The following is a 9,200-nucleotide window of genomic DNA, read 5'->3' as shown; positions in this document are numbered from 1 at the left end:
GCCATCGTGCCATCGTGCCATCGTGCCATCGTGCCATCGTGCCATCGTGCCATCGTGCCATCGCGCCGGTGCTGGCCTCAACTGCGCCGGTTTGTCAGGAAGTCGTTCATTACGCCGATGATCCGGCCTTTGATTTGCGTACGTTACTGCCTGCGCCTACCAATACGAAAGAGGATGCCGGCCCTTATTTCACTATGGGCATGTGCTATGCCTCGGATCACGACACGCGCGAATCGGATATCACCATCCACCGGTTGTGTATCCAGAGCCGGGATGAACTGTCGATGTGGCTGACGCCCTGCCGTCATATTGATGCTTTCCGCGAAAAAGCGGAAAAGGCGGGGAAGGCGTTGCCGATTTCTATTAGCATCGGCGTCGATCCGGCGATTGAAATCGCCGCCTGCTTCGAGCCGCCCACCACGCCGCTGGGCTTTAACGAACTCGGTATTGCCGGCGCGCTGCACGGGGTAAACCGGTAGAGCTGGCGCAGTGCCTGACCATTGATGAACGCGCCATCACCCAGACGGAAATCGTTATTGAAGGCGAGCTGTTGCCGCATGTGCGCGTACGTGAGGATCAGAATACCCATACCGGTAAAGCCATGCCGGAATTCCCGGGTTACACCGGCGAGGCCAAAGACGTGCTGCCGGTGATTAAAGTGAAAGCGGTGACTCACCGCCGTCAGCCGATTTTACAAACCACGCTCGGACCCAGCGGCGAGCATGTCAGCATGGCGGGCATCCCGACCGAGGCCAGCATTCTCGATATGCTCGACCGCGCCATACCGGGGCGCGTCCTGAACGTGAACGCGCATACGTCCGGCGGCGGTAAGCTACTGGCGGTGCTGCAATTTCGTAAAGCCTCGCAGGTGGATGAAGGCCGCCAGCGGCAGGCCGAGCTTATTGCCTTTGCCGCATTCTCGGAACTCAAGCAGGTGATTGTGGTGGATGAGGATGTCAACATTTTTGACACTGACGACATTCTTTGGGCGATGCAGACGCGTTATCAGGGTGACGTGGATACCCTTTTCATTCCCGGCGTGCGCTGCCATCCGCTCGATCCATCGCAAATGCCGGCCTACAGCCCGAGCATTTTGCAGCAAGGGATGACGTGCAAGACGATTTTCGACTGTACCGTCCCCTGGCACCTCAAGGCGCAGTTTGAACGTTCCAAGTTCAAACGGGTTGATGTGAAACGTTTTCTGCCGGATTTTGCATAAGAGAGACGGCTGTGGGCAAAAGGCGCATTATCGTGGGTATCAGCGGCGCATCCGGTTTTCAGTACGGCATGAAAGCGCTAACGCTGCTGCGCGACCAAGATATCGAAGTGCATTTGGTGGTGACCAAAGGGGCGGAAGTCACCCGCGCCATGGAAACCCACTGGCAGAGGGACCAGGTGATCGCCCTGGCCGATGAGGTGCATAGCATTAATCATCTCGGCGCCGCCATTGCCCACGGGTTAGCCGGCAATTTGTTAACCCGGGCGGCGGACGTTATTCTAAAAGAGCGCCGGCGCCTGGGGCTAATGGTGCGTGAGACACCGCTTAATCTGACACAGATTAGAAATATGCATCTGGTGAGCGAAATGGGCGGGATTATTTATCCCCCCGTTCCCGCCTTTTATCAACAACCCCAATCGGTTGATGACATCGTTCATCACAGCGTAGCTCGCGCGCTGGATCTTTTTGATCTGGACGTCGGGGACCTCACACGCTGGGGTGAAAAAAATAGTAGAAATAAGGAGTTAATCATGGTAATAGGCTCGTTTGTCAATGGGAGCGCCGGGCTGATAGGGGGGGCTTGTCGGGGCATTTCTCGGCACTAAAGTGCCTGAAAGGCTGCGCGTGGCGCTGCCGATGACCTTTGGTCTGTCGTCCATGGGTCTTGGCATTGTCCTGATTGGTAAAATTCATAGCCTGCCGACGGTGGTGCTGGCGCTGATTATCGGAAGCGCGTTAGGGGAATGGATATTCCTGGAGAAAAAATCTGCAGAGTGGGTAATTTGGCGAAAGGCTGGGTCAGCCGTTTTCAAACCGCTGACGCCGGTATGGATCCTTTGGTGTTCACCAAAAAGTATGTCGCCATCATGGTACTGTTTTGCGCGAGCGGAACCGGTATTATCGGCGCCATGACCGAGGGTATGACCCATGATCCCAATATTTTGTTGGTCAAGTCGATTATGGATATTTTTACCGCCGCCGGCGGGTTTGTCATGCTGGCCGCCGGTTTTCGTATCGCCGGCATCAAATCTTTTCCGGTAGCGAATATGTTGCCGGCGCTGATACTGGTGATGCCGGTGTCATATCTTTGGACGTTGCTGATATATTAACGCCCGGCGGCGCGCGGTTGGCGCCGAACTATTCGTTATCGGCAAACGCCGGACCTGTGAGAGAGGAGGTTCTTTGGATCTGAAAAGATTGCAGTATTTTTGCACCATAGCGGAACAGGGCTCCATCAGTAAGGCCGCGAAGCTATTGAATATGGCACAACCGCCGCTGGGTAAACGTCTTCAAGAACTGGAAAACGAAATTGGATCCCCCCTGTTTGTTCGCACCTCGCGGCGAATGCGACTCACCGAGGCGGGTACGTTCCTTTATCGTCAGGCCTGCGACATTCTAAGTAAGGTCAATAGCCTGCAGCAGCAAACCCGGCAGATAACCACCCGCAAAAAAAGGGTGGTCTCTATTGGCGTTTCCTATCTGTTTCTACGCTACTTTACCACGCTGTTGCGGGATTATTATCGCCAGCGGCCAGAATGGGATATCCATATTCTGGTATCGGATTCCAGCCATCTCGAAGAGATGCTGCTCAATCACGCTATCGATATCGCCTTGATGCAGTGCCCCGCCGATAAAACGCCCTGGACCCTGCGTGAGCTGGTGCCCATCGACACGCTGGCCGTGATTTCTAGCCATGATGCCGCGCGGTTTGCCGGCAGAGCATTGAAATTTGACGATTTCAGCGGACTGCCGCTTATTTTACTGCACTGTATCGGCGGCGAAGGGACCTATGAAATGCTGCGCAACACCCTTTACGAGACGCTGACGCCGGTCAATATCAGTATCAAAGTCTCGGAACCAAGCCTGATTTTGGAAATGATGGAGCAGGGTTTTGACGGCGCCACGTTTATTCCCCACTCGGAATTTGTGCCCAGCCCGCACGGTAAATATATTGCCTGCCCGCTGGCGGAGCCATTGGTAATTTACAAACCGGCGCTGGTGTCGCTCAGTACCTCGCGCGACAGCCTGCTGTGGCCATAGGGGCGACGATGCAGCGGCTGGCGGACTGCCGGCGCGAGACGCCGGGACGTCAAAGGCAACGTTGACCCGCCGCCGGCGTTAGCCGGCGTGAAACGCGAACCCTCTAGGCAGACATTGTCGCTAGCGTGAGCTGGCGGGCCGCGCAATAAGGGCGTGAGCGCCACCGCTTGCCTGCGCAATGAACAAGAATTCTGCAAATGCGTTCGGGAAGCTGTAGCAGCCCTTGCCAGAGACGCGAAACATCGCCATAATAGCGCCCATTCCCTAACAGGGGATAGGAAAAGCATCAGTATTCAATTCATTAGCAATAAATACCCGTTGCTTTTTCTATTTCGATTTATCCATTATCGCCAGCCGGCAAGTATCGCTACCGGTAAGCGGCGACCCAGCGGGAATAGCTCAGTGGTAGAGCACAACCTTGCCAAGGTTGGGGTCGCGAGTTCGAGCCTCGTTTCCCGCTCCAATTTTCTTCACGTGAACGCTTTTGCGTTTTCGTCCCGCCGATGACGGTGTGCCGCGATACAATGTGTTGCAATGGGTCACGTTGCAGGTAACGCATCCACCTCGCAGGCCATCGTTTCATGCAACGGTTCGCCCAGGCTAAGCCGGATATACAATTCCGCCTGGCTATCGGTGCTGAAAACCGGCTGCGCGCTGCGACCAGCGGTGGGTTTTACTGGCAAAAAATTACAGGTCTTACTGGCAAGTTCCATATAATTACCGATATCGAAACGTATGTAATTGTCATAATGGGGCAGTAGCCGGAACATCTCATCGAATGCGAACGAGGAAGAGCAAAGTATGCACTCCGAGACGTCGAACGCGATGGAGGCAATGCCGGAGCCGTCCTGGCCATTCTCCACATACGGCAGCCAGACGACATCCACCACCGCCACGAGACTCACGAACGCTTCATGGTCATATTCCCCCATAAAGAAAACCCGGTCTTCGAGTTTGGCTTCTTCGATCTTCGCCTGTAGCATATGGGTGTAATGGCTTGCCGGTTCATTTTTTCTAATGGTTTGCGGATGCTGGCGTCCGAACAGCCGGAGTTTATAATTGCGCGGCAGGCAGGCTAATGCTTTGATCGCCAAGATGTGCCCTTTATATTCATTGATGAAGCCGAACATGCCGATAATTTTCACTTCTTTGCCGAACCGGTATTTCCTGCGGATAGCGTCCATAAGATCCGGCTTGATCTCGGTATAGTCATCGACGATCTTCAGAGGATGAACCGCCACGTTGCGGTAGTTGTGGTACATCTCAATTTGCTCGCGGGCGTGCAGCGTATGGACGATGATATTGATATTACGCTGCTTTAGATAATGTATGAGGCGATGGTTGATGCGTATCGGAATGTTTTGCCGGAGCGGTTCAACGTAAAGCTGCAGCGCGCGTTTAAATGACAATTTCAGGGCCATTTTAATTGCCTCGCGCTGCGTAGCGGTTTCGCTCAGCAGGCGAGGACTGTGCAGTGTGATACTGGTATGCGGATTGGTGTCGATGAGCTTACGGACGCGGCGAAGAATATCGCCGAACAGCGAGCCATACAAACCTGATTCAAATTGAATATTCACCCCATCAAAGGTCTTAAGCCGTGCACAAATCTCATCGATATGTTCATCAGCTCTGGCGCGGATGGCTCGGCTGGTGGATTGCGTAACAGATTCAGGCCCAAGCACTCCACGTGATAGCCAAGGCGGCGCATTGAATTCACCAATATTTGGGTGAAATAAGCGTTGCCACAGCTTTCGGCGAAACTCGATACAATGGCGATTCTTTTCATTTGCGGATCTTGTCTCTATTTTGCCGGTGCCAATCGATGGTTTTAGCGATGGCATCATTAAGGTTGGACGTGAGGTGATAGCCGAGGGCGCGTAGCCGGCTGATATCGACGCTGCGTTTGGCGACGCCTATCGGCGCTTCGGCGTCCCAAACGATATTCAGGCGAGGCTGATAGCAGAGGTTTATCGCCACCACCACCTGCGCCAGGGTTGATTCGCAGCCGCTGGCAATGTTGACCCATACCGCTGCCGTGCAAAAAGGCGTGCAGCGCCGCAGCGCCGGCTTCTTCGCTAAACATGAAATCGCGGCTGGTTTCCGGCCGTCCCCAAACATGGAGGCAGCGATCCTGGCGCTGGACGCTGGCGGCGGCTTTTTCAATAAGTGAAGGGATCACATGGCCACAGTGAATATCGAAGCGATCGTACGGGTCGAACAGGTTGGTAAAAATACCGTAGCAGTAGTCAATATCATATTCCCGGCGCAAGATTTCCAAGTAGCCCAGCGCATGGCGTTTTGCCATACCATAACCGTATTCGCCGGCGTGGGGCGCGCCGCTAAAGAAATAGGGTTCTGTTAACGGCAGTGACTGATAAGGGTAGCCATAGCCGGCGACGGTACTGGCAAAAAAGATCTTACGTACCGGATACCGCTGACAGGCGAGAAACAGCTGCTGATTTATCAGCGTATTGGTCGCGATAGCGTTGAGCTGGTTTTCCATATTGCCCAGCAGGCCGAATACCAGCGAGGCAAGATGAAAAACATAGTGTGGCCGATTATAGGAAAAGAAGTCGTCCACCTGTTGCGTATCCAGCGCGTTCAGCTCCTGGCGGTTCGGGCAAAGGAGATGGCGATATCCCCGTTCCTACAGTGCATTCCGCAGTCCATGGCCCAAAACGCCATTGGCGCCGGTAATGAGGATTTTAGCGTCCCGTTCCATCGTCGACTCCCTGTTTAAATATAATCATCAATTTCCCTGCGGCTTATTTGACGTAGCGATCCGTTTTGCATAAGAAAAAAGGTGTTGCAAAACGCCTTAATGGTCTCCCGGGAGTGTGAGGCCAGAATCATCACCGCTGACCGATCCACCATCTGCTGCAATTTTTTACTCATTTTGTCGCGAAATTGACTGTCGCTTACCGTTAGCCATTCATCCATCAGCAGCACGCTGGGCTGTAAGACGGAAATAATGGCGAACGCCAGGCGTAGCAACATGCCGCTGGAATAGGTACGCACCGGCAGGGAGATATATTCCCCCAGCTCGCTAAATTCGATGATAAACGGAACCTGGCGGGTTATCTGTTTCATGGTCAGGCCGAGCAGCAGACCGCGGATAAAAATGTTTTGGTAACCGGTCGCCTCGCTTTCCATACCCATGGCCATATCGATAAGAGATACCACCTCGCCGCGTATGGATAGGCGGCAGCCTGTCGGGTGATACACGCCGGCCAAAACCCGTAACAAGGTGGTTTTCCCGGCGCTGTTGCCGCCTAAAAGTGCCACGCGCTCACCTTGGTGAACTTCAAAGGAAACATTATCCAGCGCTTTCACCGCCAGCGCCTGATGGTGCTTAGCCAGATTGCCGCCCACTGCCCGTCGAAACAATAATTTCTTTAAACTGCGTTGAGAGGCGGTATAGATAGGAAACTCAACGGAGAGTTTTTCCACTTTGATAATGGCTTGCATCGTTTATAACCAGTAGGTGATTCGACGCCGTGTTCTGTTCAGCAATAGCATTGCCAGCAAAAATAGGATGACAGTGATGATGAGCGCAATACTTATTGAATGCGCGTCGGGCATCACGCCCAACAACGGCGGGCGAATGATGTTGAAGTAATAGACTAAGGGATTGTAATTGATGTAATGCAACATCGCTGCGGGAACTTGCTCCGCTTTCCACATTATGGGGGTGAAATAAAAAGCAATAATGAGGAGATTTTGCATTATCATCAATACATCCCGGAGACGTGTACAGATAATGGCGAGAATGATAGAGCAGAAAAAAAGCGATGTGGTCAGGATAAATAATCCCGGCAGAAACCAGAGCATTTGCCACTGCCAGCCTGGGCCCACGAGTGTGATAACCAACGCGATGATAATAAAATTGTGCGCGAAAACGATGACGTTTCTGCTCAAGATGCGCAAGATAAGCGAGCAAAAAGAGGTGCTGCTTTGTTTGATAATATAGTCGAATTGCACAAATCTATTGCAAGATTCCGTGAGTTGTAACAATATATAGGTCCAGACGACCTGCCCTATGGAAAAGAAAGGTAAATACTCGCGAACATCCAATTTGAAAAGCGTGGACCATAATACGCTCAACATTCCCACCAGGACGCAGGTGCTTAATGTTACCCAAAACTGCCCAAGCACAGAGCGCTTATAACGTTGTTTAATATCGAACCAGGAAAGCACGCTCCAGATTTGCGGCTTTTTTAACGCCATGATCAGATCGGTTAGCATGTGATAATAATCATTGATTTTTTAATGTTGCCGGAAAGGCCCGCTTTCAGACGTTATTCGATGCTGTGGCAAACGGCGTAACCGTGAGACTTGAGTAAACTGTGCTGGCGCGTGGCCTGGAGATCGTGTTCCACCATTTCCGCAATCAATTGCTGCAGGCTGATTTCGGGTTTCCAACCGAGCCGCTGCTGCGCGTAGCTGGGATCGCCCAAGAGGGTATCTACTTCGGTCGGCCGGAAATAGCGTTCGTCCACTTCCACAATTACATCGCCGACGCGTAATGAGGGAGCCAGATCCCCGGTAATTTTACTGACGAAGGCCTTCTCATTAATACCCTGACCTTCAAAAACAACTTCAATGCCCAGCTCCCGTGCCGCCATGGTAATGAATTCACGGACGCTGTACTGGTTACCGGTAGCGATAACAAAATCCTCGGGTTTATCCTGTTGCAGCATCATCCATTGCATGCGGACGTAGTCGCGCGCGTGTCCCCAGTCGCGCAGGGCGCCAAGGTTGCCCATGTACAGGTAATTTTCCAGCCCGTGAGCGATACTTGCCAGACCGCGCGTGATCTTACGGGTAACGAAAGTTTCGCCGCGACGTGGCGATTCATGATTAAACAAAATACCGTTACAGGCATAAATGCCGTACGCTTCCCGGTAATTTACCGTAATCCAATAGGCGCACATTTTGGCCACGGCATAAGGGCTTCGGGGATAGAAAGGCGTGGTTTCCTTTTGTCGCGGTTCGCACACCAAACCGAAAAGTTCCGAGGTGGATGCCTGATAATAGCGCGTTTTTTCAGTAAGACCCAGGAAACGAATAGCCTCAAGCAACCGTAGGGCGCCGATGGCATCGACGTCAGCGGTATATTCGGGTGAGTCAAAGCTGACCGCGACATGGGATTGCGCTCCCAAATTATAAACTTCGTCCGGTTGGACTTCCGCTAATATTCGGGTTAAATTTGACGTATCAGAGAGATCGCCATGATGCAATTTAAGCGAGGCGTTATTGTCATGTGACGTCTGAAAAATATGTTCAATACGCTGCGTATTAAACTGAGAACACCGTCGTTTTATGCCATGGACTTCATAGCCTTTATTCAGAAGGAATTCGGCAAGATATGAACCATCTTGGCCAGTAATACCGGTTATGAGGGCGACTTTCTTATTAAAAATAACTCCTGAAGGTATCATGGTCGTGGTGTCAAGATGGGGCAAGTGTAGCTCTTAATTTTCCCAATCCATAGACTGCAATAGGAAATATTAAGTTTCTTAAAGGTAAGTGGAAATAATACTCATTACATTTCCATTTTTATTTACACTGGTTTTGAAATCTTTCCATCATGCACGCGTGGAATAAGATGAGCGTGCGCTTTCACAGGCGGTCATGGCCGGTCTTTGTATGGAAGATGCGTTCGGCATCATTATCGAGCGATATCGCCACCGCGAGAAGCGGCCCAGCTCGTTCGGCGTCAACCGCGGGAGGGGGGTGGGCGGCCGTTCGCCTGCAACCGCCGCGGCCATAAGATAGTCCATAAGTAAGCGTACGCCCCGCGCCGTCTGTTAATTCCCCATCAAGTTATTGAAGATGATGTCCATTATTTTTTTAATGGGCGCAATTCATGAAATAAACCCCACCAAAACCCTCAAGACGTCGTCCCAATTTCCCGCTGGACTTTAACATTAAGCTGGTT

Annotated in this window: 7 protein-coding genes, 1 tRNA gene and 2 pseudogenes; 5 read left to right on the top strand and 5 right to left on the bottom strand. The window is 52.2% G+C overall.

The window, feature by feature from the left end:
- Positions 1-44 precede the first annotated feature (44 nt).
- From ACMX3H_RS04305 to ACMX3H_RS04285, 5 genes and pseudogenes are all read left to right on the top strand, one after another.
- Positions 45-1,219 (top strand): annotated as a pseudogene (locus ACMX3H_RS04305) (UbiD family decarboxylase); the annotation flags it as partial.
- Between the two features lie 11 nt (positions 1,220-1,230).
- Positions 1,231-1,824 (top strand): UbiX family flavin prenyltransferase, encoded by a 594-nt coding sequence (locus tag ACMX3H_RS04300; RefSeq protein ID WP_415209934.1) that lies wholly within the window; start codon positions 1,231-1,233, stop codon positions 1,822-1,824.
- A 1-nt stretch (position 1,825) separates the two neighbouring features.
- A pseudogene (locus ACMX3H_RS04295) lies at positions 1,826-2,328 on the top strand (DUF554 family protein).
- A gap of 73 nt (positions 2,329-2,401) precedes the next feature.
- Complete coding sequence (locus ACMX3H_RS04290; RefSeq protein WP_415209933.1) at positions 2,402-3,259, top strand: LysR family transcriptional regulator; 858 nt, start codon at positions 2,402-2,404, stop codon at positions 3,257-3,259.
- A 388-nt stretch (positions 3,260-3,647) separates the two neighbouring features.
- A tRNA-Gly gene (locus ACMX3H_RS04285) sits at positions 3,648-3,722 on the top strand.
- Between the two features lie 76 nt (positions 3,723-3,798).
- Here the strand turns inward: ACMX3H_RS04285 and ACMX3H_RS04280 are convergent.
- The 5 genes from ACMX3H_RS04280 to gmd all read right to left on the bottom strand — a co-directional run bounded on the left by ACMX3H_RS04280 (position 3,799) and on the right by gmd (position 8,700).
- Positions 3,799-4,836: a glycosyltransferase gene (locus ACMX3H_RS04280; protein ID WP_415209932.1), complete on the bottom strand. Its 1,038-nt coding sequence runs from the start codon at positions 4,834-4,836 to the stop codon at positions 3,799-3,801.
- Positions 4,837-5,102: 266 nt separating this feature from the next.
- On the bottom strand, positions 5,103-5,840 hold the full coding sequence (locus ACMX3H_RS04275; RefSeq protein ID WP_415209931.1) for an NAD-dependent epimerase/dehydratase family protein: 738 nt from the start codon (positions 5,838-5,840) through the stop codon (positions 5,103-5,105).
- 155 nt (positions 5,841-5,995) lie between these two features.
- Positions 5,996-6,727 (bottom strand): ABC transporter ATP-binding protein, encoded by a 732-nt coding sequence (locus ACMX3H_RS04270; protein ID WP_415209930.1) that lies wholly within the window; start codon positions 6,725-6,727, stop codon positions 5,996-5,998.
- 3 nt (positions 6,728-6,730) lie between these two features.
- A complete protein-coding gene (locus ACMX3H_RS04265; protein ID WP_415209929.1) occupies positions 6,731-7,504 on the bottom strand; it encodes an ABC transporter permease in 774 nt (257 codons plus the stop codon).
- A gap of 53 nt (positions 7,505-7,557) precedes the next feature.
- Positions 7,558-8,700, bottom strand: a complete 1,143-nt coding sequence (gene gmd / locus ACMX3H_RS04260) for a GDP-mannose 4,6-dehydratase (protein WP_415209936.1) — start codon at positions 8,698-8,700, stop codon at positions 7,558-7,560.
- Positions 8,701-9,200 lie beyond the last annotated feature (500 nt).

It is taken from the genome of Sodalis sp. (in: enterobacteria) (assembly GCF_047607725.1).
Taxonomy (GTDB): domain Bacteria; phylum Pseudomonadota; class Gammaproteobacteria; order Enterobacterales; family Enterobacteriaceae; genus JBLKSS01.
This window is presented reverse-complemented; position numbering and strand designations above follow the sequence as displayed.